Origin of the sequence: Shewanella indica, from assembly GCF_002836975.1 — a bacterium.
GTDB classification, from domain to species: domain Bacteria; phylum Pseudomonadota; class Gammaproteobacteria; order Enterobacterales; family Shewanellaceae; genus Shewanella; species Shewanella indica.
Genome location: NZ_NIJK01000047.1, coordinates 114,733 through 141,272, shown reverse-complemented (window position 1 = coordinate 141,272; position 26,540 = coordinate 114,733). Strand labels below are relative to the sequence as shown.

The 26,540-nt window shown below is 52.6% G+C and carries 19 protein-coding genes and 2 tRNA genes; 8 read left to right on the top strand and 13 right to left on the bottom strand.

Translation table 11 applies throughout. The features are described from left to right. Nucleotides 1–201: 201 nt before the first annotated feature. Nucleotides 202–2,904: a bifunctional acetate--CoA ligase family protein/GNAT family N-acetyltransferase gene (locus CX650_RS16360; protein WP_101096437.1), complete on the top strand. Its 2,703-nt coding sequence runs from the start codon at nucleotides 202–204 to the stop codon at nucleotides 2,902–2,904. Between the two features lie 73 nt (nucleotides 2,905–2,977). Here the strand turns inward: CX650_RS16360 and CX650_RS16355 are convergent, their stop codons facing one another. From CX650_RS16355 to dmeF, 3 genes are all read right to left on the bottom strand, one after another. Then, a complete protein-coding gene (locus CX650_RS16355; RefSeq protein ID WP_101096436.1) occupies nucleotides 2,978–4,603 on the bottom strand; it encodes a phosphoethanolamine transferase in 1,626 nt (541 codons plus the stop codon). A 361-nt stretch (nucleotides 4,604–4,964) separates the two neighbouring features. Beyond that, entirely contained in the window at nucleotides 4,965–5,402 is a 438-nt protein-coding gene (locus CX650_RS16350; RefSeq protein ID WP_101096435.1) for a MarR family winged helix-turn-helix transcriptional regulator, read from the bottom strand. A gap of 13 nt (nucleotides 5,403–5,415) precedes the next feature. Next, complete coding sequence (gene dmeF / locus CX650_RS16345; protein WP_101096434.1) at nucleotides 5,416–6,474, bottom strand: CDF family Co(II)/Ni(II) efflux transporter DmeF; 1,059 nt, start codon at nucleotides 6,472–6,474, stop codon at nucleotides 5,416–5,418. 253 nt (nucleotides 6,475–6,727) lie between these two features. Here dmeF and CX650_RS16340 point away from each other — a divergent pair, with 253 nt between their 5' ends. The 3 genes from CX650_RS16340 (at nucleotide 6,728) to CX650_RS16330 (ending at nucleotide 10,443) form a co-directional block, all read left to right on the top strand. Next, the gene (locus CX650_RS16340) at nucleotides 6,728–8,791 is read left to right on the top strand and encodes a PhoX family protein (protein WP_101096433.1); all 2,064 of its coding nucleotides are present in this window, start codon (nucleotides 6,728–6,730) and stop codon (nucleotides 8,789–8,791) included. A 274-nt stretch (nucleotides 8,792–9,065) separates the two neighbouring features. Continuing rightward, on the top strand, nucleotides 9,066–9,611 hold the full coding sequence (gene eco, locus CX650_RS16335) for a serine protease inhibitor ecotin (protein ID WP_101096432.1): 546 nt from the start codon (nucleotides 9,066–9,068) through the stop codon (nucleotides 9,609–9,611). Between the two features lie 136 nt (nucleotides 9,612–9,747). Continuing rightward, nucleotides 9,748–10,443, top strand: a complete 696-nt coding sequence (locus CX650_RS16330; protein WP_101096431.1) for a tRNA/rRNA methyltransferase — start codon at nucleotides 9,748–9,750, stop codon at nucleotides 10,441–10,443. A 19-nt stretch (nucleotides 10,444–10,462) separates the two neighbouring features. Here CX650_RS16330 and CX650_RS16325 read toward each other — a convergent pair whose 3' ends face one another. The 4 genes from CX650_RS16325 to CX650_RS16310 form a co-directional block, all read right to left on the bottom strand. Then, nucleotides 10,463–11,917, bottom strand: coding sequence for an efflux transporter outer membrane subunit (locus CX650_RS16325; protein ID WP_229799927.1), 1,455 nt, complete (start codon nucleotides 11,915–11,917; stop codon nucleotides 10,463–10,465). Beyond that, nucleotides 11,914–15,054, bottom strand: coding sequence for an efflux RND transporter permease subunit (locus tag CX650_RS16320; RefSeq protein WP_101096430.1), 3,141 nt, complete (start codon nucleotides 15,052–15,054; stop codon nucleotides 11,914–11,916). The genes CX650_RS16325 and CX650_RS16320 overlap by 4 nt, the downstream gene beginning before the upstream one ends. Then, nucleotides 15,055–16,317 carry an efflux RND transporter periplasmic adaptor subunit gene (locus tag CX650_RS16315; RefSeq protein ID WP_101096536.1) on the bottom strand — a complete coding sequence of 421 codons (1,263 nt, stop codon included), beginning with the start codon at nucleotides 16,315–16,317 and terminating at the stop codon, nucleotides 15,055–15,057. Between the two features lie 117 nt (nucleotides 16,318–16,434). Next, nucleotides 16,435–17,229 carry a tRNA-uridine aminocarboxypropyltransferase gene (locus CX650_RS16310; RefSeq protein WP_100143713.1) on the bottom strand — a complete coding sequence of 265 codons (795 nt, stop codon included), beginning with the start codon at nucleotides 17,227–17,229 and terminating at the stop codon, nucleotides 16,435–16,437. 565 nt (nucleotides 17,230–17,794) lie between these two features. Here CX650_RS16310 and emrD point away from each other — a divergent pair. After that, nucleotides 17,795–19,015, top strand: coding sequence for a multidrug efflux MFS transporter EmrD (gene emrD, locus CX650_RS16305; protein ID WP_226684339.1), 1,221 nt, complete (start codon nucleotides 17,795–17,797; stop codon nucleotides 19,013–19,015). A 147-nt stretch (nucleotides 19,016–19,162) separates the two neighbouring features. Here emrD and CX650_RS16300 read toward each other — a convergent pair. The 4 genes from CX650_RS16300 to dnaQ all read right to left on the bottom strand — a co-directional run bounded on the left by CX650_RS16300 (nucleotide 19,163) and on the right by dnaQ (nucleotide 21,543). Further along, nucleotides 19,163–19,239, bottom strand: a tRNA-Asp gene (locus tag CX650_RS16300). Nucleotides 19,240–19,290: 51 nt separating this feature from the next. Beyond that, nucleotides 19,291–19,367 (bottom strand) — tRNA-Asp (locus tag CX650_RS16295). 101 nt (nucleotides 19,368–19,468) lie between these two features. Continuing rightward, nucleotides 19,469–20,761, bottom strand: a complete 1,293-nt coding sequence (locus tag CX650_RS16290) for a TIGR03503 family protein (RefSeq protein ID WP_373297495.1) — start codon at nucleotides 20,759–20,761, stop codon at nucleotides 19,469–19,471. A 35-nt stretch (nucleotides 20,762–20,796) separates the two neighbouring features. Further along, nucleotides 20,797–21,543, bottom strand: a complete 747-nt coding sequence (gene dnaQ / locus CX650_RS16285) for a DNA polymerase III subunit epsilon (RefSeq protein WP_039033209.1) — start codon at nucleotides 21,541–21,543, stop codon at nucleotides 20,797–20,799. Between the two features lie 72 nt (nucleotides 21,544–21,615). On the opposite strand from dnaQ, the gene rnhA reads away from it, so the two are divergent. Further along, nucleotides 21,616–22,092, top strand: a complete 477-nt coding sequence (rnhA, locus tag CX650_RS16280; RefSeq protein WP_039033210.1) for a ribonuclease HI — start codon at nucleotides 21,616–21,618, stop codon at nucleotides 22,090–22,092. On the opposite strand, the gene CX650_RS16275 is transcribed toward rnhA, so the two are convergent. Together CX650_RS16275 and CX650_RS16270 are read right to left on the bottom strand one after the other, a co-directional pair. Next, complete coding sequence (locus CX650_RS16275; RefSeq protein WP_039033211.1) at nucleotides 22,089–23,003, bottom strand: LysR substrate-binding domain-containing protein; 915 nt, start codon at nucleotides 23,001–23,003, stop codon at nucleotides 22,089–22,091. The genes rnhA and CX650_RS16275 overlap by 4 nt on opposite strands. Nucleotides 23,004–23,008: 5 nt before the next feature. Then, nucleotides 23,009–23,752 carry a class I SAM-dependent methyltransferase gene (locus CX650_RS16270; RefSeq protein WP_101096427.1) on the bottom strand — a complete coding sequence of 248 codons (744 nt, stop codon included), beginning with the start codon at nucleotides 23,750–23,752 and terminating at the stop codon, nucleotides 23,009–23,011. A gap of 116 nt (nucleotides 23,753–23,868) precedes the next feature. Between CX650_RS16270 and gloB the strand changes: the two genes are divergently transcribed. Beyond that, on the top strand, nucleotides 23,869–24,681 hold the full coding sequence (gloB, locus tag CX650_RS16265; protein ID WP_039033213.1) for a hydroxyacylglutathione hydrolase: 813 nt from the start codon (nucleotides 23,869–23,871) through the stop codon (nucleotides 24,679–24,681). Between the two features lie 253 nt (nucleotides 24,682–24,934). Further along, the gene (locus CX650_RS16260) at nucleotides 24,935–26,488 is read left to right on the top strand and encodes a LysM peptidoglycan-binding domain-containing protein (protein ID WP_229799924.1); all 1,554 of its coding nucleotides are present in this window, start codon (nucleotides 24,935–24,937) and stop codon (nucleotides 26,486–26,488) included. Nucleotides 26,489–26,540: the final 52 nt, after the last annotated feature.

Sequence of the window (26,540 nt, the reverse complement as noted above, 5' to 3'; positions counted from 1 at the left end):
TTTATGCCTGAAATTCCCCTTTCCCGCCATTCAAATTTGCGTTTCCTCTTGCTCTTGCCTTTTCATTCACGCAAAAAGAGTAAGCACCTCTACTGAATGGTATTTTTTGTAAATCAAGCCCTACTTTTTGCATATTGCTTACTTGCTCAGGCCATGGAATCATGGGGTATAGACCAAAGTCCTTTGTCGACAGGGAAATCCATGAGCCAACGTACTCTGCACACGCTGTTCAAACCCGGTTCCATCGCCGTCATAGGTGCATCCAATCGCGACAAACGAGCAGGCAATGTAGTAATGAAAAACCTGCTTTCGGGCGGCTTTGCCGGGCCGATTATGCCGGTCACTCCCAAATACCATGCAGTGATGGGCGTGCTGGCCTACCCCAATATCGAATCTTTACCGATCAAACCTGATCTGGCCATCATCTGTACCCGTGCCTCCAGCGTGCCGGCAATAGTGGAAACTCTGGCCCAATTTGGCTGCAAAGTGGCTATCATCATGGCTTCAGGCATGGCAGATGAATTAAACGACCAAGGCGAAAACCTGCTTGAACTAACCCAAGGTAACGCCAGACGTTACGGCATGCGGCTCCTCGGTCCCAACAGTTTGGGAATGATGTTGCCACCTTTGGGCCTCAATGCCAGTTTGGCCCATGCAGGCGCGCTGCCCGGCAAGATAGCTTTTGTATCCCAATCAGCAGCCATCTGCACTACAGTGCTCGACTGGGCCAACAACAAAGGGATCGGTTTCTCTTCCTTTATTTCGCTTGGCGATGCCACTGACATAGACTTCGATGAATTGCTGGATTTTCTTGGTCGCGATTCCCGTACCAGCGCCATCATGCTCTATATAGATTCGGTCAATGAGAAGCGTCACTTCCTGTCAGCAGCCAGAGCCGCAGCCCGCCATAAACCTATACTGGTGATCAAATCAGGTCGCAGCGCCGAGGGTGGCAATGCAGCCAAACTGCACACCGGAGGTATAGCTGGTAATGACGCCGTCTACGAGGCCGCCTTTCGCCGTGCCGGTATGCTGCGGGTCACCGACTTGGTTGAATTGTTTGCCGCACTCGAGAGCCTAGCTCACCTCAACCCACTCAATGGTGAGCGTCTGTGTATTCTTTCCAACGGTGGCGGCCCGGCCGTGCTGGCGGTGGATGAACTGGTACTCAAAGGTGGCAAGTTGGCACAATTGTCCGAAGCCACCCTGGAGAAACTCTCTCAGATGTTGCCCTCTACCTGGTCCGGGCAAAACCCGGTGGACATTATAGGCGATGCCGGCGCCGAGCGTTACAGCCAGGCACTGTCGGTATTAATGGACAGCGATGAGCTGGACGCCATCTTGGTACTGCACTCCCCTTCGGCCCTTGGCGAAAGCGTCACCATAGCCGATGCCTTGATTGAAACTGTCAAACAGCACCCGAAACGTAATCGGGTAAGCATCTTAACCAACTGGAGCGGGGAAGATGCCGCTTACCGGGCTCGAAAGCACTTTTCCAAGGCGGGGATCCCAACTTACCGTACACCCGAGGGCGCCGTGCGCGCCTTTATGCATATGGTTGAGTATCGCCGCAACCAAAAACTGCTGCAGGAAGTACCACAATCGATACCGGATTCAATTCCCACGGATAGCGCTACCGCCAGAAGTTTGCTGCAGCAAGCCATTGCCAAAGGCAAACGAGTACTGGAAACCCATGATGCCCGCAACATACTCAACGCCTACGGCTTGGATACTATAGATACTTGGTATGCCAAAGATGCCGCCGAGGCTGTCGCTATTGCCGATAAGGCAGGCTACCCTGTGGCATTAAAAGTGCAATCACCGGATATTTTGCATAAATCAGACGTTCACGGGGTGATGCTGAATCTGACATCGGCAAATGAGGTCAATCAGGCCGCAGCAGCCATTGTCGAGCGGGTCCACACAGCTAACCCAGCCGCTTCGGTCGAGGGCATGATAGTGCAAAAAATGGCGCTTACCGCCGGCGCACAAGAGCTCAGAGTTGCGGTAATAAGCGATCCTGTATTTGGCCCAGCCATCATGCTCGGTGAAGGTGGCTCCGAATGGGAACCCACCCGGGATGCTGCAGTCGCTTTGCCGCCACTGAATATGGCGCTAGCGCGCTATATGGTGATCCAGGCACTCAAGACCCAAAAGATCCGCGATCGCCACTTGCCCCAAGGCTTGGATATGCGCGCCCTATGCCAGATGTTGACTCAAATCTCGCAGCTCATTATCGATTGCCCCGAAATCGAAAGTTTGGATCTCAATCCTGTATTGGCGGCGGGCGATAAAATTACCCTCTTGGATGTCAATCTGCGTCTGAATCCGGAAGTCACGGATAATGCCGGCCGACTGGCCATTTTACCCTACCCCAAAGAGCTGGAAGAAAAAGCCAAACTGCGTAATGGCCTTGAGGTAATGTTGCGGCCGATACTACCGGAAGATGAACCCAAACATCTGGACTTTGACAACTCGCTTACGGATGAAGACAGATACAAGCGCTATTTTGGAGTACGCTCGCGTATGACTCACGAAGAGATGGCGGTATTGACCCAGATAGATTACGCCCGTGAAATGGCGTTTATCGCCACCATAAGAGATGAAAATGGTGAAGAGGAAACCTTGGGCGCAGTGCGAGCCTCTATCGATCCGGACAACACTGAGGCGGAATTTGCCATGGCAGTTCGCAGTTCTCATCAGGGTATTGGCATAGGCAAGTTGCTGCTGGAGAAGCTAATCAACTACTACCGCACCACGGGCACTCAGGTGTTAACCGGCTTCACCATGTTTGAAAACCGCAATATGGCCAGCCTCGCCAAGAGTCTTGGCTTTACTGTCACCTTTGATATGGAAGAACACCTGATCAAGATGCACATGGAGCTGCCGGGCAAGGAGCCATAGACTCCCCTTATTTAACACCTAAAAACCAATAACCCGGCCAACGCCGGGTTATTGATCATTTGAGCAGACAGTCTCAGCGACGACACAGGGCGATTAAATCCAATTCAGGCAGGTACACCTTGCTGCTGACATCGAATAGCCCTAACAGTGTATCGAACAGGTTGTCGTGGGAAACACGCTTCACCGCAGCTTCCCTTGCCAGGCAGTCATCATTCAGCCCAAGTTGTTGCTTGAACTGATTGGAAAACCAAGCCATCCAAGGCACCCGTGTTTGTTCACTCGGCGCTATGGCATAGGGAGAGCCGTGTAGATACATGCCCTTCTCCCCCAAGGATTCACCGTGATCAGACAGATACATCATGGCGGTATCATAGTCGCCACTGCGGCCCTTTAGCTGCTCGACCACCTGAGAGACGATATAGTCGGTATACAGAATCGTGTTGTCATAGGTATTGGTGAGCTGCTCGCGGCTGCAGTTTTGAATGTCACTACGCTGGCAATCCGGGGTAAAGCGACGAAATTGCTCGGGGTAGCGCAGATAATAGGTAGGTCCGTGACTGCCGATGATATGCAACACTATCAAGCGATCCTGACCATTGTTCGGCTGCAACAAGGCTTGTTTGAGTTCATCAAGCAGTACCTGATCCTGACAAAACTGACCGTCGCATAACTTGGGATCGGCATTCAGCGCTATCAGCTTGTTTTCCACCCTGTCACACACGCCTTTGCAGCCACTGTCATTATCAAACCACTGCACTTTCACACCGGCGTAGTTGAGCACATCCACAACGGTATCCTGAGCCTTGGCAACTCGGGAGTGATAATCTTCCCGGCTCATTCGGGAAAACATACAGGGCAAAGACACCGCCGTGGCGGTGCCACAGGAGCTGACATCGCCGAAGATCAGCGGTGAAATCGCCTTGGTGTAGACATTGGTTGGCCTGTCATAACCATAGTATTGATAATTTTGCGCCCTGGCGGTTTCACCGACCACCAGTACCATCAGTCTGGGTTTAGTTGCACCGGCTGATTTTACCTGCTTGGCATCTGTACCCAATTTTTGATATTCGAGCGGCTTTTCCAGGTAGTGCTGATTGATGTATTTGGCCGCCGAACCGACAAAATAAGTCGGCACTATGTAACGTTTAATTTCATCATGATTGCGGCCAAAAGCCAGATAGTTCTGCATATAGAAAAAGCCAATCACCACTATGATGAGCACATTCGCTACTATGTATAGCGCCTTATACGCCAGTTCCTTGCCTATGGGCTTATAGTCAACCTGAATACGATACAAAAGCAGCGCAGGCAGAGCCCCGGTCAACAACAGGTTTAATATTGATGCCCAGTTCACATAAGTCATAGCTTCTGCGCTGTTGGTTTGAAAAGTGTTTTCAATCATGCCGGTATCGAATACTACGCCATATTTGAACGCGGCAAAAAATACCCCAGATGAACACAGCAGCAACACAATAAAGAAAGGTTTGAGAATATATTTAAAACTGAACAGGGAAAACAGTATCCCCAAAGCTGAGATCAAGAAGATGGGAATGGTCGCCACAAACAAAGGGTCCACATGCGCTTGGTTCTCGAGCCCCTGTTTGACTATAGTAAAAAAAGGCATATTGAACACGGCCACAAAAAACAGTGCCAGTACAAAGGTCAGGCGATTGACGGAGATGGGATTCAACACACTCATTCCTAAATGACGGTTAAAATTGATGCAAGGCCCAGCAATTTCAACTTATGGTTAACTAAATGTTAATATAACAATTTTATCTTAAGGTTCCCTTATCGGTTCCTACATCGCTCATGGGGCCGAATTAAGCTGTCAGACCCTATGCCAATGGGGAAGTTCGCGATGCACCTTCCTTAGTTAAAACGGCGAGATAAAAGATTAAAAGAGTCGTTTGACAACTCAACAACCGCTTTGCATGCAAATGTCCCGCAATTGTAAGTTGTGCAAGCTTGATGAGTGTTCGGCGATTATTAATATTCTAGAAAAAGAAAGCGCCCAGAAAAGGCGCTTTGTGGTTTTATATCAGGGTAAACAGTCGCAATTAAAATTCGCTGTTGAGCCGCTTGAAGAACCCAAGCAGTTGCTCCAGCTCGGCGTCACTGAATTTCGCTGTCATCTCACGGGTTAATTGCAGATGCAAGGCATCATGCTCCTTAAACATCAGCTCGCCTTTTTCGGTTAAAGATACCTGAATGGCGCGTCTGTCATTTTCCAATGATTGACGCTCGGCCAGGCCCGCCTTGACCAAACGTTCAACCTGCACGGTCAAGGTGCCTGTGGTAATACCGAGCTTTTCCGCCAGTTCCTTCATCTTCATAGGGCCGTGAGCGCCCAGGATCTCCACTGTGTGGATCTGCGCCAATGAAGCGCCTTGGTCTCTGACTACGCTCTGCTCCCAGGAGGATAGACGCTCATAAAACTCTATAATGGCGTGGTTGATTGACTGTTGCAGCGAATCCTGCCGCTGTTGCTGTTTCATCTATTTTTGCACCTCAATGATGATGGTGGTGATGTCCTGCCTCCGTGTGGCTCACTTGCTCACGCTCATTGGCTCTCGGCGTTGCCGCCTTATTGCAGTCAGCACACTGATTAACTTCAATGGTTAAATGATCTATGCGGTTAAAGTCCGCCAGCAACTCATGATAATAGTCGGTACTGTGGGGAGCATGGCTCACCAAAGAGATCATAGCTGCGTGATGATCGGCACTGACCGGCCACACATGGATATCGGTTACCTTGTGATCTTTTTCGGCTTCTATCCGTTCCACCAACTTGCGACTGAACTCGGCTTCAACACCTGCATCGAGCAACACGGGACTGGTCTGACTGATAAGTCCCCAAGCCCAGCGGCTGATGATAACAGCTCCGACAATTCCCATCACGGGATCGAGCCAATTCAATCCAAAATATTTACCGGCCAACAGCGCGCCAATTGCCAACAAGGAGGTCAAGGCATCGGCTAATACATGGAAATAGGCTGCGCGCAGATTATGATCTTTGTGGCCGTGGCAATCCCCATGGTCGTGGTTATGGGCGTGAGTATGTCCATGGTTATGCCCATGACTGTGGCTGTGGCCATGATCATGACCGTGGTGATCCTTGAGCAAAAACACACTGACGATATTGACAGTTAAACCTATGATGGCCACCAAAATCGCCTGGTCAAAATGAATATCTTCCGGATACAGGAGTCTGGAGCCGGACTCTATCAGCATTAACAATGCCACTAACCCCAGAGCTATAGCACTGGTAAAACCGCCGAGCACACTGACTTTACCTGTACCGAAAGCAAATCTGGGGTTGTTGGCATGTTTCCTGGCGTAAGAATAAGCAAACAGTGTCAGCATGAATGCCGCAGCATGAGTTCCCATATGCCAACCATCAGCCAGCAGCGCCATAGAGCCATATATGGTACCGGCAACAATCTCGGCCACCATGGTAACCACAGTCAGCAAGAGCACCCACTTGGTACTCTTCTCTCCCTGCTCATTATGGTGGGTAAAGTCATGCTTATGCTGCCAGCGCGTGGTGGTGTGAAACTCTGAACTCATAGTAAGCCACTCTTATATTTTGACATTCAAACTATTTGATGAGCAAAGCATCCCCCTTTCCTTTCACAATTTCAAGCCTTGAGACTGAAAAACTCACAAATACAACCAGAGAACTAACAATTTAATCCCCAAAATGGGGGCTATGTCTTATTTGTGTCACCTTTCAGTTATCTGGCTGTCATATGCCGTCATTAGTCTTTGCGTCGCATTTGCAATTCCTATAATGAAATAGAAGATCACGGAGTGAAATCTTATGAGCAAGGCGACTTTCGATCCGACGCGTTATAACAAGAGTCAGAACGAACCTTTTGCCCAGGTGTTGGATAAGCACCTTTCCCGGCGCAATTTTGTAAAAAGTGGCTTGGGCGTCAGTGCCTTGACTGCATTTGGCGGCTTCGGCCTCGCCGGTTGCGGTTCAGATAACAATAACACCTCTGGCACACCGGATCCTGTGCCCCCTACTCAGGTTCCACCCAGTCAATCCAGCGTGACATTAGGATTTGAGTCAGTTGCCGGTTCTCGCCTTGATGCTGTGGTTATTCCACAAGGTTACCAGGCTCAGGTTCTGGCTCCCTGGGGGACTCCGCTGAATAGTAAAGCCGCCGAATGGCAGGCTGATGGCAGTAATACCGCCCAGGATCAGGCCAACTCCGTGGGGCAAAACCACGACGGTATGCATTTCTTCCCACTCAATGAAGCCGGAACCGATGGCCTCTTGTGTATCAACCATGAATATATTGAGCCAGATGCCCTGCACCCCAACGGTCCAACTGTGGATGCCAATACCGGTTTGAGAACCTTGGTCGATGAAGTCCGCAAAGAGATCAATGCTCACGGCATGACAGTGGTGCGTATCAAACTTAACGGCGGCAACTGGGAAGTAGTCAAGGATGACAAGCATAATCGCCGCTTCACCGGTGCTTCCACCATGGATCTCAGCGGCCCGGTAGCCTACACAGACAAAGTCGTAACCGCCTTCTCGCCCGATGGCAGCCAGACCCGCGGCACCTTGAACAACTGTGGTAACGGTTATACCCCTTGGGGAACTTACCTCACCTGTGAAGAGAACTGGCCCGGCTACTTCGTCAATAAGGGAGAAATGACCTCAGCACAACGCCGTATCGGTGTCAGCAAAAAATCTACCCGTTATGGCTGGGCCGATCTGGCCGGTGATGCCGAAGAGCGCCTGGACGAATTTGCCCGTTTCGATGTCACTCCCAAGGCCAGTGATGCCATATACGACTATCGCAATGAAGACAACGGCTATGGATATATCGTCGAAGTCGACCCTTACAACCCTAATTCCCGCGCAGTTAAACGAACCGCGCTGGGGCGTTTCCGTCATGAAGGCTGCGCTTTTGGCAAGCTGGCCGAAGGTAAACCACTGGTATTCTACTCAGGCCATGACTCGCGCTTTGAATATATGTACAAGTTTGTTTCAGCGGCGCTCTGGGACCCCAAGGATGCCGACAGCAGCAACCGCCTGGCAACCGGTGCCAAGTACATGGATGAAGGTACCCTGTATGTGGCCAAGTTTACCGAAGGAGGCGTAGGTGAATGGTTGCCGCTGACCCTGGATGCCATGACAAAGGACGGCAAGACCCTGGCCGATACATTTGCCAGCCAGGCCGATATCATCATCAACACCGCCGGTGCCGCCGATTTAGTTGGCGCAACGCCAATGGACAGACCCGAGTGGTGTGTGGTGGATCCTTTCACCGGCAGTGTCTATCTGACCCTGACCAACAACTCCAAGCGGACTGAAGCCAATGCCGCCAACCCAAGGCTGAAAAACAACTTTGGCCATATCATCCGTTGGGATGAAGGTGCCAGTGATACCGAGTTTAGCTGGGATATCTTCCTGTTCGGTTCTCCGGCCGACGGTGACGACGCAACCAACCTCTCCGGCCTGACTGAGCTTAACCAACTGGCCAGTCCGGACGGCCTGGCGTTCGATGCCCGCGGTATTCTGTGGATCCAGACAGATAACGGCGCCAAAGAGGTGACTGAGCACACCAATGACCAGATGCTGGCAATAGTGCCATCCAAGATGGTCGATGGCGACGGCAAGCCTTTGACTGTTACCGCCGATAATCAAACCGAGCTGAAGCGCTTCTTCGTCGGCCCCAACGGTTGTGAAGTCACAGGCTTTGCCATCTCGCCGGACTACACTTCGGTATTTGCCAATATCCAGCACCCGGGGAATTGGCCGGTCTCTGCCAATGCCGCCGAGGAAACACCCATAGGCACCAGCATTCGCCCAAGGGCAGCGACCGTGGTGCTGCGTAAAGTCGATGGTGGTGAAGTCGGCATTTAAATAATCCGCAGCGTTCAAACGAACCGCCCTAAACTGACAACGCCCGCCAGGCTGAGCCTGGCGGGCGTTTTAACTCTCAATTACCTGAACCTAAAACAGATACATAACAGGTACTATTTTGATTTGTATGGCAATACAAAATTATTTATGATTTTTTGAAAATAAATAACCCTTTCTCAGAAGTTGGCCGTTTAACACTACAGAAGCGCAATCATACACAGCGCCAATCCAATAGTTGATTTCCGCCCATAGCGGGCCCATAAGGAGAAAACCTATGCTTAAATCCGGTAAACTGAAACTGGCACTTATCGCTTCCGCTTTGTTATCTGCCCAGGTTTTGGCAGTCAGCCCGCCGCATCCACAGGGATACAACCAGAACATGATTACCGCAAACCAATTTGATGCCGACAACTATCAGCCACAGGATAGCAGCAAGATGTTCCCCGCCCCCAAAGAAGGCATGGTGCAACACATACTGACTCTGCCCCAATTGGAAAACGAAGATGACTACATGATTGAAATTCAGGTGGGCCAAACCCAGATGGTTGACTGCAACAAGCATGGTCTGATGGGCGAGCTGAAGCAGATGGATCTCAAAGGTTGGGGTTACACCTATTGGGAGCTGGATGAAATTGGCCCGGGGCGCTCGACCATGATGGCCTGTTTCGATAAGGCCAAGCATCAGGAGTTTGTTCGCATTCCGGGTGAATACAAGCTGAGATATAACAGCAAGTTGCCTATGGTTATCTATCTGCCTGAAAATGCCGAGCTGCGCTACCGGGTGTGGCGCGCCGACACTGTGTTCAACTATTCCAAGTAACACGGCGACTTACCCACTCTGACTGAACCAATAAAGCTGCAATAGACCTTTTCCCGGCCGGTTGCAGCTTTTTTGCTTTATTCTCGATTGCAGAACCTTATAATCGCTGCAGTTTTCCTTTAGAGCCTTTTTTCGGATGAAACTCAGCTTTGTACTCGTCTCCCCTGCTCGCGCCGCCAATGTTGGCGCCGCAGCCCGCGCCATCAAGACCCAAGGGTTCAGTGAACTCATCGTGGTGAATTCGCAAGCTCATTTGGAAGAGGAAGCGGCCTGGGTCGCCTGCGGCGCCGAGGACATACTAACCAACATCCGTGAAGTGGCCAGCCTGGAGGAGCTCAGAGAAGAATTTGAGCTTATGGTGGCCACCACAGCAAGAGAACGTGGTAGCCCAAGACACTATTTAAGCCCGGCAGAACTCGGCGAGCAACTGAGTACCCAGCAGGAACAGGTGCAACGCGCCGCCATCGTCTTTGGCTGTGAGGCCAGTGGCCTGAGTAACGCCGACTTGGCGATTTGTGACTTACTCAGCTACGTACCACTGGCCACCGAATACCCTTCCCTCAATCTGGCGCAAGCCGTGATGGTCTACTCCTACGCTCTGGGTCAGGCTTTGACCTGTGCCGATGGCCGCCTGGGGCTGAAAGATGCTCAATCGCCGTTGCCGCAACTCAGTGCCCTCAAACAAAAGGCCGCCACTTTGCTGGAGAGGGTCGGTGCCGCCGATGATGCCAAGTTAAGCCTGTGGTTGAATGAAAGCCTCTCTCGCTTAAGTGACAGAGACGCCAAAATGACCCACCAACTGCTGGGCGATATCCTCAAGAAACTCAATTGAACCTACTGTGTTCCCTGGATTAACTCTTCGCCGGTGCGCCGCCACGCAGGGCGCGGTAGAGGGCTATCATAGCCAGCAACTTATCGCGTTTTGACTCGCTCAACGACAGCTCGGCGCTGAAACGTTGGCGCTGGGCATCCATCAAGTCAAGCGAAGTGGCAACACCGTTCTGGTATCTGAGCCGCGCCAGGCGCACGTATTCAGAGGCTGCATCAAGCAAGCGTTGTTGCTCTATCAGAGCCTGCTGCGTTCTCTGATAATCATTCATCGCATTGCGCACTTCCATATAGGCGTTCAATACCGTGCTGCGATAAACAAGCATGGCCTGCAGCTGCGCCTCGTTGGCTATCTCATATTCGGCACTTATCTTGCCGGCATTGAAAATCGGCGCCGTGATCCCACCGAGCAGCGACCAGGTGAGTCCCTTGGAACTGAAAAGGTTATCCAGGCTATCGGATCCGCGGCCATATTCGGCGGTAATGGTAAACCCGGGGAAAAAGGCACTCTTGGCGACCCCGACCTCCGCCGTGGCCGCTACCAGGGCCAACTCGCTGGCGCGAACATCCGGGCGGCGCGACAGTAACTGTGAAGGCACCCCAACCGCCAGAGACTCGGGAAACTCGCTACTCACCAGTTTGGGAAGCTCTGGCAAGGGGTGCTCGTAAGCTCCAAGTAAGATAAGCAACTGATTGCGCTTGGCCTTGCTGTCATATTCGAGCTGGGGCAAGGTCACCATGGCGGTTTGATATTCCACTTCAGCCTGGTGTACATCAAGACCCGAGATCATCCCGTTGGCCCGCCTGAGTTTAGCCAGTTGCAGTTCCTTGGCGCGGATCTCGGCCGTTTCCCGAGAGATCTTAAGTCTTTGTTCTATATCGGTCAGCTGATAAAAGGCAGTAGCGATATCACTGATAAGGCTGATTTTGGATGCCTCAAGCAGCTCTGCCTGCGACAGAGTATTGGCCAGTGCCGCCTCACTGGCCCGGCGGTTGGCGCCCCAAACATCCAGCTCCCATGAAGCGACCCCCTTGAGATTAACATCTGTCTCGGCACTGGGATCTTTATTGGTAATGGCGCTGCTGAGTGACCGTTCGGCTTCAAACTCAAGCCCAAGCTCGGGCCACAGAGCCGCATCAACCACCCGCCCTTCGGCTCTGGCGGCTCGCAGCCTGCTTTGCATCATCGCCAGGTCGATATTGTTATTCAGCGCCTGACGAATAAGTACCTGCAACTCGGGATTGAGGAAAAACGTCTGCCACCCATCCTTAACGGCTTCATCGGACTCTACTTGCGGCAGCGCCTTATCAAACTGCGCCGGCATATTGAGCTCAGGGCGCTGATAATCCGGTCCCAGCGTGCAGCCCCAAAGGCCCAAGGAAAGTGTCAGGGCGAGCAGTTCCGGTCTAGTGCGTTTACTAAGGACCAGTAGCTTAATCGGTTTCACCCGGCTCATGGTTAATACCCCTGTCTTCATACGCCTTCCTCCGTGGCCGACTTTTGGCTTGCCGAGTCACCCTTAACCTTGGTGCGAACCCAAGCGGCTGTGGTCACAAAGAACAGCGGCACCAGTACAATCCCTATGCTGGTGGCCAGCACCATGCCTCCAAGGATGGAAATAGATACCGAGTGACGACTGACAGAGCCGGGACCGGCCGACAAAACCAGCGGCAAGACACCGAGAATAAAGGCCATGGAGGTCATCAAAATCGGCCTGAAGCGCATTGCGGCGGCTTCCATTGCCGCCTCCAGCCGTGAACGGCCCTCTCGATGCAGTTGATTGGCGAACTCGACAATCAAAATCGAGTTTTTGGCCGCCATCCCGATAAGGGCAATGAAGGCAACCTGGAAGAAGAGATTACTCTGCATACCACTGAGCAGTGTTGCCAAAGAGGCTCCCAGCATGGCGATGGGCGCAATAAGTAGCACGGCGACAGGAATGGTCCAACTCTCGTACAGCGCCGCCAAAAACAGGAACACGAACACCAAGGCCAGCGTAATGGCGATACTGGTCTGGTTGGCCGAGCGCACTTCCTGGAAGGTGAGCCCGGTCCATTCATACTTGAACTCGGGCGGTAACATGGGCTTAGCCACCCTATCGATGGCTTTTATCACATCACCGGTCGCATACCCGGGCGCCGGAGTGACATTGATGGACGCACTGGAGAACAGATTGTAATGGGTCACAGCCGCAGGCCCCACAGTATATTCATAGTCGGCCAAGACCCCTATCGGCACCATGGCACCATTGGATGACCGGACATAATAATCTTTGATCTGCTGGGGAAACTGACGATAACTGTCTTCGGCCTGTACTCTGACGCGGTATACCCGACCAAACAGATTGAAATCATTGACCGTGGCCGAATCGGTAAAGGTCTTGATGGTACTGTAGAGATCGGCCACATCTACCCCGATAGCCATCGCCTTGGCTTCATTGACCGAGAGGTACAGCTGTGGAATGGAACCCTGCAGCGACATGGCCGCTGCCGCAACCTCAGGTTGTTGCTTGAGTTGCTCGACCAATTCGTTGCTGGTTTCCATCAATCCTTTGAAGTTGGTTCCCGAAGTATCCTGCAGCACCATCTCCACCCCGGAGCCGTTACCCAGACCGGGCACAGCCGAAGGCAGGTAGAGGTTGAACTCAGCCTGCAATACCTGGCTGAGCTGATATTTAAGCTCTTTCATTACCTTCTGCACTGTGGCCTGATTTTGTTCCCGTTCGGCCCAGGGTTTGAGGATCACTTCAAACTGACCGTTGGCCTGATTCGACCCAGAGCGGCGGTTTTCCCCGGCCAGGGTAAAAGACCAGGCGACGGCCGGATGGGCCAGCACATGGCGCTCGGCAATCTTGAGCACCTCTTGGGTGCGGTTGACCGTCGCCCCGGCAGGCAGCGTCATATCGATGAAGAAACGGCCCTGATCCTCATCCGGCATAAAGCTCGATGGCAAATGGCTCATGATGTACCAAACCGCCACCACCATGGCGCCAAACACCAGGTAACTGCGCCGCGCATGCTTGTTGGCTAAGCCTACCAGGGACACATATTTGTCGGTCAATTTGGAGAGACGGTTATTGAGCCAGAAGAAGAAACCGCTGTTGGCCGCATCGCCCGGCCGCAACAGCAAAGCGCAAAGTGCCGGGCTCAGGGTCAATGCCACCACAGTGGAGATCAGCACAGCCACGGCAATGGCGACGGCAAATTCACGGTACATAATGCCGGTGATCCCGGCAAGAAAAGACACAGGTACAAACACGGCGCACAGCACCAAACTGGTTGCTATCAAGGCACCGGATAACTCTTTCATGGCGCTGCGGGTGGCCGCCATCGGGCTCATGCCCTTTTCATTGATAAGTCGCTCGACGTTTTCCACCACCACAATGGCATCGTCAACCACAATGCCAATGGCCAAAACCAGTGCCAGCAGGCTAACGGTATTAATGGTAAAACCGAAAGCCAGCATGGCGGCCAATGTCCCAATCAGGGAGACAGGTACCGCAATTGCCGGGATCAGGGTCGCCCGCCAATTCTGCAAGAACAGGTATACCACCAGCACCACCAACACCAGGGCTTCGATCAGGGTTTGCACCACCTCATCGATGGATTCTTCAATAAACACAGAAGCATCGTAAAACACCTGCCATTCCATACCGCTGGGAAACTTGGTCGCCAGCTCCGCCATGGTTTCCTTGACCTTACGGGTCACCTCAAGGGCGTTGGCACCGGGCAACAGATACACCTGCAAGATGGTGGCATTCTGGCCATTGAGTTGGGATTGCAAGGTATACGCCGATGAGCCGAGCTCCACCCTGGCAATATCACGCAGGCGAATGATGGATCCGTCCGGATTGGCGCGAACTATGATCTCTTCAAATTCCCTGACACTGGACAGCCGCCCACTGGCGGTTATCGGTAAGGTCTGGCTCAAGGCATCACTATTGGGTTGGGTACCCACAGTACCGGCCGGGGTTTCCTTGTTTTGTGCCTTGATGGCGTCAGTAACATCTGTCGTGGTCAGGCTATGACCGGCCATGGCATCCGGGCGCAGCCACACCCGCATAGCATAACTGCGGGAGCCGGTATTCCGGGTACGACCAACGCCGGGGATCCGTCTCAGTGCCGATTCGATATTGATGGAGGCGTAATTGGAGAGGTAAATTTCATCGAAACGGGGATCTTTGGAGGTCAATGCCAGCTTGAGCAGCTCCACCGAAGAATCCTTGGAGACAGAAACACCTTCGGTTTGCACATTGATTGGCAAATTACCCAGAGCCTGCTGAGTCGCGTTCTGCACATCCACCGCCGCCAGATCCGGGCTTGTGCCTACATCAAAGGTAATGGTGACATTGGTGCCGCCGGAATTGGTGCTCTTGGAGCTCATATAGATCATATTGGGCACACCATTGACCTCCTGCTCCAGCGGTGTTGCCACGGACTCGGCAGCGGTTGTGGAGGCGGCTCCCGGATAGGAAGCCGAGATACTCACCTGCGGCGGCGTGATATAGGGATATTGATCCACCGGCAGCTGGAACATGGCTATCAAGCCCAAGAGCACAATAACAATACTGATAACGGCCGAGAACACGGGTCGGCCAATAAAGAACTGAGCCATTTACTTACGCTCCTGTTCTTTTGATTGCTGCTCCAGTGCCTCCTGCTTTTCCTGCTCGTCGAGCCGCTTTTGATACTCTTTGGCATCAAGCGGCTCGGCCAGTTGGCCATGACGCACGCGGTGCATGCCTTCGACTATCACACGTTCACCGGCGTTGAGACCGCTTTTGACCACCACGCCCTCAGGCCCCTGATGCTCAATCACGATAAAGCGCCGCTCAACCTTATTGTCCGGCATCACCACCATCACATAAACGCCGCCCTGATCCACCTGGGTTGAACGCTGCGGGATCACTATGGCATTGTCTATCTCACTGAGTTTGATCCTGACATTGGTGTACTGACCCGGCAGCAACTCCTTGTCCGGATTGGGCAAAACCGCCCTCACCTCGAAAGTACCTGTACTGGGGTTAACCTGAGGATCGGTGAAACTGACGTTACCCAGATAGCGATATTCACTGTTGTCCGGCAAGGTGATACGTACAAACCCTTCTACCGCCTTGCCTTCAGTCTCGGCTTCCTGTTGCTGGTTATAACTGGTCATGCGACGTCTGGCATTGAGGTAATCCAGCGCCGACATATTGAAATTGACATAGATGGGATTCACCTGCTTCACCCGTGTCAGCAAGGATTGCCCCTGGCTACCGACCAAGGCGCCGATATCCACCTCGGAGCGACTGACTAAACCTGCGATCGGCGCTCTTATCTCGGTGTAACTAAGCTCCAGCAGCGCTTCTTCCAGCTCGGCGTGGCCGGCGGCCAGAGACGACTTGGCCTGAGCCAACGCCGACAGCGCATTGTCATAATCCAACTGACTGGCGGCATCCTGTTCATAGAGAGGTTTCAGACGCTTCACATCCCGCTGCGCCTTTTCCAGTATCGCCTGCTGTGACTCAACATTGGCCTTGAGTCGGTTAACCACTGCGTTATACGGCTTGTTATCTATCTTGTATAAGATATCGCCGGCATTGACAGCGCTGCCCTCGGTAAAGAGTCGCTCCTCGACAAAGCCATCGACTCGGGCCCTGACCTCCACATCCAACGAAGCCTTGGTGATACCGACATAATTACCGTAAACAGGCACAGTCGCCTGCTCAACCTCTTCCACCACCACCAGTTTGGGGGTGATGGTCACGGGTTCAGGTTCACAACCGAGCAATAAAAAACCACTGACAATGAGCAGTGGCAATAGTGGAGCAATCGAGTGATTGAAATAACCCTTACGGGCAAACACGGGTTTTAGTGCAGTAACAACTAAGGACATGGCAGCTTCCAACATTCAATGGGCGGTCCTGATGGCTCAACAACCCGGCGTTTGGCGCCAGATTGTTTTATTTCCCAGTGTAAGTGCTTGAAGCTACTTGTCAATTATCATCCCTGGTTAGGGACGATAAGTTATCTGTTCGGAATACAAATCGGCGACCTGGCGGGTAAACTGCTGTTTGAGTATTTGAATTTGTTCTGGCTTATTTTTTACCAAGCGACTGCGGGTTGCCAAACTGCTGCTGATAAAGAGCTTAAACCAGGTATCCAAGGCTTCGGCGCAGCCTTGTTCCCCTAAAGATTGCAGAGTTAATATCGCCACTTCGGCGGTGCCCATCTGAAAGTCGCGGCTGCCCTTTCTAAGCTGATAGCGAGCCAAGGTTTCAGCGCTGAATGACAGCATAGGTAATTGATGCAGATAACTACTCTTGCGAAACATCTTCACTGCCTCACGCCAACTGCCATCGAGCACAATAAACAGCGGCAGCTTGGCTTGCTCGGGCTCTCCCTGATTAGCGAGCACCTCACTCAAAGCCTCAGTCACCACCTCTTGCCCAGGTAAGGCATATTCCCCAGGAAACACCAGGTAGGGTTGATAATCCGGATTTTCCAGCAAGGCCAAGAGTTGAGGGTCCGGCTGAGTTCGCGACCAGAGAAAGGCATGGGTATCCGGAATGAGGTCGGCTATCAAACGCCCACTGTTGCTGGGTTTCAATACCTCGGCATCATACATAACCAGCGCAAACGCCGCTTTGGAAGGCAACAGTCGCCTGTGCTCACAGGTACAAAAGCTCTGCTCCAACAGACAACGACCGCAGCGAACAAGATTCTTGCCCCTTGATGCATAAGGTTTGGTCGACAGCGACTGACGGTGTTCATACAGGCGGTGAACCGCGTGAGGTTGAATTGACATGAATATCCCGAATGACAATGACTTAATAGCTAGTTTGTGCCATTGGATTAGGTGCGGTGTTGAGGCAGTGACAGCCGAACCTAATGGCCGGCGCAGTTTACTGCCGCATCCTGGTTGCAGCAAGCGCTTTAAGCTCACTCTTTCCCGGGGGGAATGCTGGCGGCTTGCCGATAACACGAGTAACAGGCTTGGGATCCAAAAATTAATTTACCAAAGCAGACTGTAAACATCTTATTCCACATCAATATTCAACTGCTGACTTCAAAACCAATAAAAGCGAAGGTGTGCGGGTTACAGAGATGACTTACTGTTGGCTTTGCCCAAGAATCAACCCAACAACTGTAAACTAATAATTACACACTATTGTGCCGGATGAAAAGTTATCAATATCCCTAGTTTTTTCTTGTTTAACAGCGACTTCTGTCATTGAAATTGCAAAATAGCCGAGTATGATAGCGCCCGTCTCGGGGAGACCCCGAGCAGGAAGATGCGCCTCCCTATCCGGCACTCGTCTTTGCGTATCTTCCCAAACGATCTTTTAGTTCTGTATCAAGGTTGTGGAGTATTGACTGTGGTACCTGATGAGAATGTTTCCGGCGTATCCTTGAGCCCCCTGTTAATCATGCTGGTGATGATGGTCGCCTGCGGCCAGATAGCCCAAACCATTTTTGTGCCCGCTCTGCCTATGATGGGTGAGCAATTCAGTGTCAGCGCCGGTCAGTTACAGGCGATTATGGGCACTTATCTGTTGGCCTATGGCCTGCTGCAATTTGTTTATGGCCCGGTATCGGACAGATTCGGCCGTAAGCCGCTGCTGCTTATCGGTCTCAGTCTGTTCGTCATAGGCGCTATCATTGCCGCCTGCGCCGGGAGCTTTAACACCTTGTTGCTTGCCAGTGCCATTCAAGGCTGCGGCACCGCCAGTGCCGGCGCCCTTTGCCGTTCTATTCCAAGAGATTTCTTCTTCGGTGAAAAACTGGTGCGCTTCAACAGTTACGTGTCCATGGCCGTGGTGTTCTCACCGCTGCTGGCTCCTTTTATTGGCGGGGTGTTGAGTATGCATTATGGCTGGCATGCCGTGTATTGGTTCCTGGCATTTTTCGGTGTCTGCGTGGTAATCACCCTGGCGCTGAAATTCAAGGAATCCCTGCCCAAAGAAAAACGCCAGCCGCAATCTGTGCTCAAGTCTTATGCCTTGGTGCTCAAACACAGAGCCTTTCGCGGTTATCTGCTGTCTTTGGTGGCTACCTTCGCCGGGATTGCCGCCTTTGAGGCTATTGCCGGTATTCTCTATGGTCAGGTGTTGGCCATGAGTCCCATGATGGTCAGCTGCTATTTCGTGGCCCCTATTCCGGGCTACTTGCTGGGCGCCTGGTATGCCGGCAGACAGGCATCACTGCATAAACTGTTTCACCACGGCGTAGCTCTGCTGGGCGCCGGGGCGCTATTTTTACTACTGCCCGGCCTGTCAACTTTGGTGATAGGCTGGTGCCTACTGATTGGCTCTGTGCTCTTCTTTACCGGGGCAGGCATACTGTTTCCGGCACTGACATCGGCAGCGCTTGAACCCTTCCCGCGCCAAGCCGGAGTTGCCGGTGCCCTGCTCGGTGGCCTGCAGAACTTTGCCGCCGGTCTTGCGGCCATGTTAATGTCGCTGGTGCCCATGATGGGACAACTCAGCATAGGGCTTTTGACTTCTTCCATGGTGCTGCTGGTGGTGTTGGCACTCAACTATGCCAGAACCCATCCAGATATTGATGTGCATACGGCTGGAGATCCACTCTGAACTCGGCCACAACAAGACGGCTAGAACCGTCTTGTTGTGATACGGTCAATGACGAGACACTGCTATGGCTAACTCATAGTTTGATGGAAAATTTTGCAAGGCGGTAACAAAAAGCCCAAGCTATTGAATAGCTTGGGCTTCCTATTTTGGCGGAGCGGACGGGACTCGAACCCGCGACCCCCGGCGTGACAGGCCGGTATTCTAACCAACTGAACTACCGCTCCAAAATCTTGCTTTATCGCCTGGGCAATAAAACTCAAATTCGTTAACTTGACTGGCGGAGCGGACGGGACTCGAACCCGCGACCCCCGGCGTGACAGGCCGGTATTCTAACCAACTGAACTACCGCTCCACTCAAGTTGCCGGGAATAATACGTAGAGCCTATGCCAGCGTCAACAACTTTTTCTTTAATCGGCTCTCAAGCAGCCAAAAAAACAGCAATCTACTAATAATCAAAGTGTTCTGTTTGATTTTTGTTCATCTTCATCCGGCAAGGTCAAATCGATCTCCGGTAAAGTATCAACCTCAGGCCTGGACTGCTGCTGTTCCAGCATTTGGGCCTCAGCCACAGCCAAGGCCTGTTTCAAACTCTGGCGCTTGCGCCAAAACAGAATGGCGCCGACCCCAAACAGCAGTAGCAAAACGTTACCGCCTATGATCAGGTAAAGGGCATTTTCTTTGGCTGCCGCCTCTTCTTTGGCTGCTATTACTGCAGCCCTGGCGGCCATCTCTTCGGCGCTCGGTGGCGGCTTGGGAGGCTCAACGAAATTGAAGAAACGTTCCGGCAGGCTCAATACCAGTTCCCTTCCCTGTTTATCTGTACTGAAGACAGTACCCTTGATGCGGTAACTGCCAAAATCACTCACTTGGGGCAACACAAGCTGTGTGCTACCTTCCTTGGGCTGACGCACAGTAAGCGGTAATTGCAACCCGGCTGGTCCCAAGAGTTCAATATCAAAATAGGTTTCCTCAAGGCGCAGAATATCAGGGTTGGCCCTCAGCATTAGGCCCCAGGGCTGAGTCAGAGGATCGTCCGGCTCCAGCACCTTGATATCCACAGGAGTAGGCTCCAGCCTAAATGCCTGTTTAAACTCCCGTTCAAACACATCGTTTTGCACATTGACCTGTAGGGTGTAATCCCCCCAGGGCTGGTTGAGGTTAATGTTTGCAGTGAAAGTGCCATCATCAGGCCTTTCATCCAGCGCTTCACCATTATCCTGATAACTGCCGACAATCAGGGTACCGGCAGCAAAGTTTTCATCTCCAGGTTGATGGGAAGAGGCAAAACGCGCGGTCCATCTCAATAGATATTCAAGCCCAGGCAGCCGCATTCTCAGCGAATCACCGGTGAGATGGGCGGTCAATTTAAGCCGCTCACCTTGATAAAGAGGTTGAGGCAGCTCATCCACCTCAATACCCAACTCTGACACCCGGGTAATTTGCGAGCCGGGCACGACTTTACCAATGAGCTGCCAAGGGCCGGGCACAGGGTTTTCCACCGAAATCATGTCGCCTGTAACCCCATCGGTCCACTTGACATTCTCCGGGTGGCGCGAGGCATACCATTTACTGCCATCGGGCAAGACCACCACCACAGGGGCGGAGCCGTATTCCCGCTGCACCAGCAGTACGATTCTGTCGACCATATGATCGATCCGAAAACGATTCTTAAGCTCTGAAGCCTGTTCCTTGGGGACAATCTCGGCAGCTGTCGCCCCCCCGAAGCCAAGCAGCAGACACGCCATGAGGCCCAGCGCTGGTCTCAATCCCATTATTTGCTTCAATCCATAGGTTGTGGCTCGTCGCGCCAGAGGCACTTGCCTGATTTTGCAACTAAATCGAGCCTTTGCTCATGCATATTCAGTTCATCGGCCGATGCGGCGATCACTTTAAGTTTTGCGCGATTGGTATCGAGACGCATGATGCCACCGGCTTCCTGCCCTGCTTGATCGCTGGAAAGGTTGAACTTGGTCTGGCCACCAGTCATCGCCAGATATACATCGGCGAGGATCTCGGCATCGAGCAAAGCGCCGTGATATTCACGACGGGAGTTGTCTATATGGTAACGCTTACACAGGGCGTCCAGATTGTTCTTTTGCCCCGGGTGTAAAAACTTGGCAATGGCCAGAGAGTCGAGGATCTGACAAATATCCGCCGTCACCGGCCCCCTGGGATTGGTCATGGAAAACTCATGATCCATAAAGCTCACGTCAAACGAAGCGTTGTGAGCCACAATCTCAGCCCCTTGAATAAAGGCGATAAAGTCGGCGGCAATTTCATGGAATCTTGGCTCGTTGGCCACTCTCTCATTGGTAATTCCGTGAACCGCAATCGCTTCTTCATCAATGGGTTGGCCAGGGTTGATGTATTGGTGGAAAGTGCGACCTGTCAGGCGGCGGTTAATCACTTCCACGCAACCTATCTCAATGATCCTGTGGCCCTGATAGACGGGGCCTGCGCCCTGGTTCATACCTGTGGTTTCGGTATCAAGAATGATCTGCCGACTGGCATTCGATATGATATTCATCTATTTTTTGCAGCTTCCTGAGTGAATTTACGGGTATACTCGCCCGCATTTGCCGGATATGGTAACAACTTGATGAGCGAACTGAAACAGATCCAGATATACACCGATGGCTCTTGCCTGGGCAACCCCGGCCCCGGCGGCTATGGTGTCGTCATGCGTTATAAACAACATACCAAAGAACTCTCCGGTGGCTTTGCCCTGACAACCAACAACCGCATGGAGTTGCTGGCCCCCATTATCGCGCTGGAAAGCCTGAAAGAGCCTTGTAAAATCGTGCTGACCAGCGACAGCCAATATATGCGCCAGGGGATCACCCAATGGATCCACGGCTGGAAGAAAAAAGGCTGGGTCACTTCCAACAAGACGCCGGTGAAAAATGTCGATCTCTGGCAGCGGCTGGATAAGGCCACGCAACAACACCAGATAGACTGGCGCTGGGTCAAGGGCCACGCCGGACACCCGGAGAACGAGCGTTGCGATGCCCTGGCCCGCGAAGCCGCCGAAGCCAACCCTGCCACAATCGATAAGGGTTATCAGGACAGCCTCTAAATCCCTTTGTCCGCGACTGTCTTGAGTTTCAAAAATTTGCCGCAAAAGTCGATAAAGGCCTGCGCCAATGGCGTCAGGCTGTGGCTCTTGTGGCGAATAAGGTAAAACGGCCGCTCAAGCGCCAGCCCCTCCACCTCAACCAACGCCAGTTCTCTACGGGCCAGCTCTTTATCCAGTGTCAGCTCGGACAAAACTCCGAGCCCGGCGCCCTGCTTCACCGCCTGTTTGATGGCATCGGGAGTTGGAAAACAGAAACGGGCCTCTGGCTGCAGGTCAAGGCGGTTGGCAGCATCGACAAAGTACTCCCGGGTGCCTGAGCCCTCTTCTCTCAATACCCAGGAGAGCCCCTTGAGCTCGCTTGGCGAGACCTTGCTTCCCGCCAGCGGGTGCGCCGGATGGCAGAATACCTTGAGACAGTCCTGATGCCAGGGCAATACGGCGATACGACTATCGAGGCAGTAACCTTCAATGAAGCCCAACTCGGCGCGAAACTCGGCCACATCGCGAATAACCTTGCGGGTATTGTCTATCGCCAAGTCGACCTGAGTCTGAAGATGTTGCTGGCTGAATGCCACCGCCGCCTTGGCCAGCAGAAAATTACCTATGGTAGAGCTGGCGCTGACATTCAACATACCGGCCAATTCGTGATTATTCGGGGTAAACGCCTGCTCTATGCGCTCGATGCGCTGCAGTACATCGCTGGCCAGAGGCAGCAGTAGGCTGCCTTGAGAGTTAAGCTGCAAGCGGTTGCCTATACGCTCGAATAAGCGGGTATCGAGCTGCTTTTCAAGTTCCGACAACGCCATAGATGTGGCCGGCGCGGAGAGGTTAACCCGCTCGGCCGCTTTAACTACCTGACCACTGCGAGCCACGGCTTCAAAAATCATCAACTGTTTCAGGGTAATACGCATTAAAATTATTGCTCTTCTTTAGTGTCGCGCTCCAATTGTCTGCCGGAGAATCCCGGCGTCGGCGTGGGTTGCCAACCAGGGATCCGCTGGCGGCGTTTATCCCCCAAGGGGGTTAACGGCGAATCCAGCTTGCGGGCCACCAACAGATACAAAGAGCCGGTACCCGGCAGCCATTTTTGCTGCCAATGATGCCATATTTTCAACGGCGCGGATTCGCTGAGCAGCGAATGATATAAGAGCCGCTCGTCATGCACCACCTGATACCCCAGGAGCCCGAGCCAATCTTTAACCCTGGCCGGCATAAAGAAATGGCCGCTCCAGGGTAAGGCCTGTTGAAATCTGGGCAGCAACTTGCCAAAAAAAGCACAGCTGAAGGGGTTAATTCCTACTATAAAAAGATAGCCGCCACTGACCAGCACCCTGTCGGCTTCACGCAAAATCCGGTAAGGGTTTGCCTCAAACTCCAGCACCAGGTTCATCACTACTGCATCTATGCTGGCCGGCGCCAACGGTAGCGAGGCAAAATCGGCAACTATTGAAGCACCTTTATCAGGGAAGAGAGAGAACTGATGCCAGACCGGACAGTTTTTGATCTCGAGTTCGCGGCTTAAGGCACCCAGGCGCAACAGATGATAACCAAACACCCTGGGCCACCAATAGGCCAGTTTGCTTTCCAGTTCACGTTTGATAGTCTCACCGGCGGGCAAACTATCCCAGGAACTGGGTCTGGACTCAGACGAGAGAGGCATAGATACTCCGGTTAAGCCATTCTAGCCTCAGCTTAATAACGAATCCCCTATACAAGCAAGTATGAGGCTCAGTAAAATTGAAACTGATCCCGCCGACTTAAAGGAGCCTTGAGCTTATGTCCAACGTCCATATCACCCATCCCCAGCCTCAGATAACGCCCATAGCCGCCTTCGATGACAATTATATCTGGGCCATAGTGGCGCCCCAAGGTGATAGTTGTTGGGTGGTCGACCCGGGTGATGCCGTGCCGGTATTGGCTTTTTTGGCGCGAAATAACCTGACTTTAGCCGGAGTACTGATAACTCACCACCACAGCGACCATACCGGTGGCATTCCGGCATTGACGGAAACTTTTGACTCGCTCCCGGTTTACGGACCAGCCAATCCGGCCATCAAAGGCATTACCCAGCCACTAACAGAGGAAGGTGAATATCGGCTTGAGCCAGGGCAAGGTAGATTTGCTCTTGAATGCCGGGTATTTAAGGTTCCCGGGCACACGCTGGATCATATCGCTTATTTGATTGACGATGCGCTGTTTTGTGGCGATACCCTGTTCTGCGCCGGCTGCGGTCGCCTGTTTGAAGGCAGCGCCGAGCAGATGTACCATTCTTTGAGTCAGTTTGCTGCCCTCGATGACAGCACCAAGGTGTATTGCACCCATGAGTATACTTTGGCCAATCTGCGTTTTGCCAAAGCCGTTGAGCCGGACAACCAGGCACTGGCTGACTACCAACTTGCCGCCGAAGCGCTGCGCGAGCAGCAAGAGCCTACACTCCCCTCCACTATTGGTCGTGAAAAGGCCATCAACCCCTTTATGCGCTGCCAAAAGAACACACTGCAGAGCAGGCTCGAATCCCACAGCGGTCAGCCCTGCCATGATCCCGTGAGCCGCTTTGCAGTTCTCAGGCAATGGAAAGACAATTTCTGAAAACCGGGTTACAATAAGCCGCTTTTTTGTGTCGTTATTATGACAACGCTCAGCCAAGATATATTTATCTAATTGTTTTAAATAATAATACTTGGCTTTCAGTAACGGCGCTTCTTTTTCACCACGGAAACCAAACCAGGGTAAAAGTATCACCCAAGGTACAATCCCGGGCCAAGGGACCAGGCCTATCCCGGGTTTCCGTTTGATGTGCGTTTGCCTGTCTGTTCAGGCCATCATTCGAGGATTGCTGTTTTTGAAGCAAATCAGATTTTTTATATTGGCGGGGAGCCTCTCCCTGCTTGGCGGCTGTCAGCTGCTGTCTCAAGCGCCGGAGTCTACTGCCGAAACGCCGGTTAAGGCCACCCCGGCTCCGATCATTACTCAGGCTCCACAAGTCATCAGCGAGCCGGAAGTTGTTGTCACTGACGTGTGGCAGCGGATCCGCAACCAACTCAATATGTCGGTTCCCGATGAGAAGCTGGTGCGCCAATACCGTCAATGGTACATAGATAATCCAAGACACCTGGAGCAGATCTCCGAACGGGCTGCTCCCTTTATGTATCTGATTGTCGAGCAGATAGAAGAGCGCAAACTGCCGATGGAGCTGGCACTGCTGCCGATAGTGGAAAGTGCCTTCGATCCTTTCGCCTACTCCCATGGTGCCGCCTCAGGATTATGGCAGTTTACCTCGCCCATGGCGCTGCATTTTGGTCTGGAGATCAACTGGTGGTATGACGGACGCCGCGACGTTCCGGCAGCCACAACCGCAGCGCTGAATATGATGGAATACCTCTACGACAAGACCGGCGAGAACTGGCTCTATGCCATAGCTGCATATAACACAGGCGAAGGTCGGGTGTTGAATGCGGTCAAGCGCAACCGCCAAAAGGGACAGCCTACCGACTTCTGGTCGCTGTCGCTGCCCAAGGAAACCGAGCGTTATGTTCCGCAATTGCTGGCACTGGCAGATGTCGTCAAAAATGCCGATAAATATGGTATCCAACTGACACCGATCGCCAACGAACAGAAGTTGGAAGTGGTCGATGTCGGCAGCCAGATAGACTTGGCCCTGGCAGCGCGCCTTGCCGGTATGGAAGTCAATGAACTGCAACAGTTCAACCCAGGCTTCAATCGCTGGGCCACAGCGCCGGAAGGGCCACACAAGCTGGTACTGCCGCTGGACAAAGCCAAAGAGTTTGAAATCGCCCTGGCCAGTACAGCGCCAAGCGAGCGCCTCAACTGGCTCAGATACAAGATCCGCAAGGGTGACTCTCTTGGAGTAATAGCCAAGAAGCATCATACCAGTATCGATGTTATTCGTTCGGTCAACGGCATTAGTGGCAACAATATTGTCGCTGGCAAGCACCTGTTGATCCCGGTCGCCCTCAAGGACGCATCGGCCTACCCGCTCTCCAAGGAGCAACGCCTGGGTCAGAATAAGTCCGGCAAGAGCAAACGCAGCTACCTGGTCAAGTCCGGTGATTCCCTGTGGCAGATAGCCAAGGATAATGGCGTCAGTGTCAACGAGCTGGTGAAATGGAACGGGATCTCGACCAAAACGCCGCTGCGTCCCGGCAAACAACTGACCATCTGGACTAAAGCTTCCGGCAAATCCCAGAGTGCCAACGCCGTAATGCGCACCGTGAAGTATAAGGTTCGCTCCGGTGATTCGTTGGCAAGAATCGCCAGCAAGTTCAATGTCAGTGTGAATGATCTGCTGGAATGGAACCAGCTCAAAGCCAGTAAGTACCTGCAACCCGGACAGATGTTGACCCTATTCGTGGACGTGACCCGGGTCAAGACCTGATAAAAACTCCTACTCAAGCGGCACCCAAGGTGCCGCTTATGATCCCGTTCAA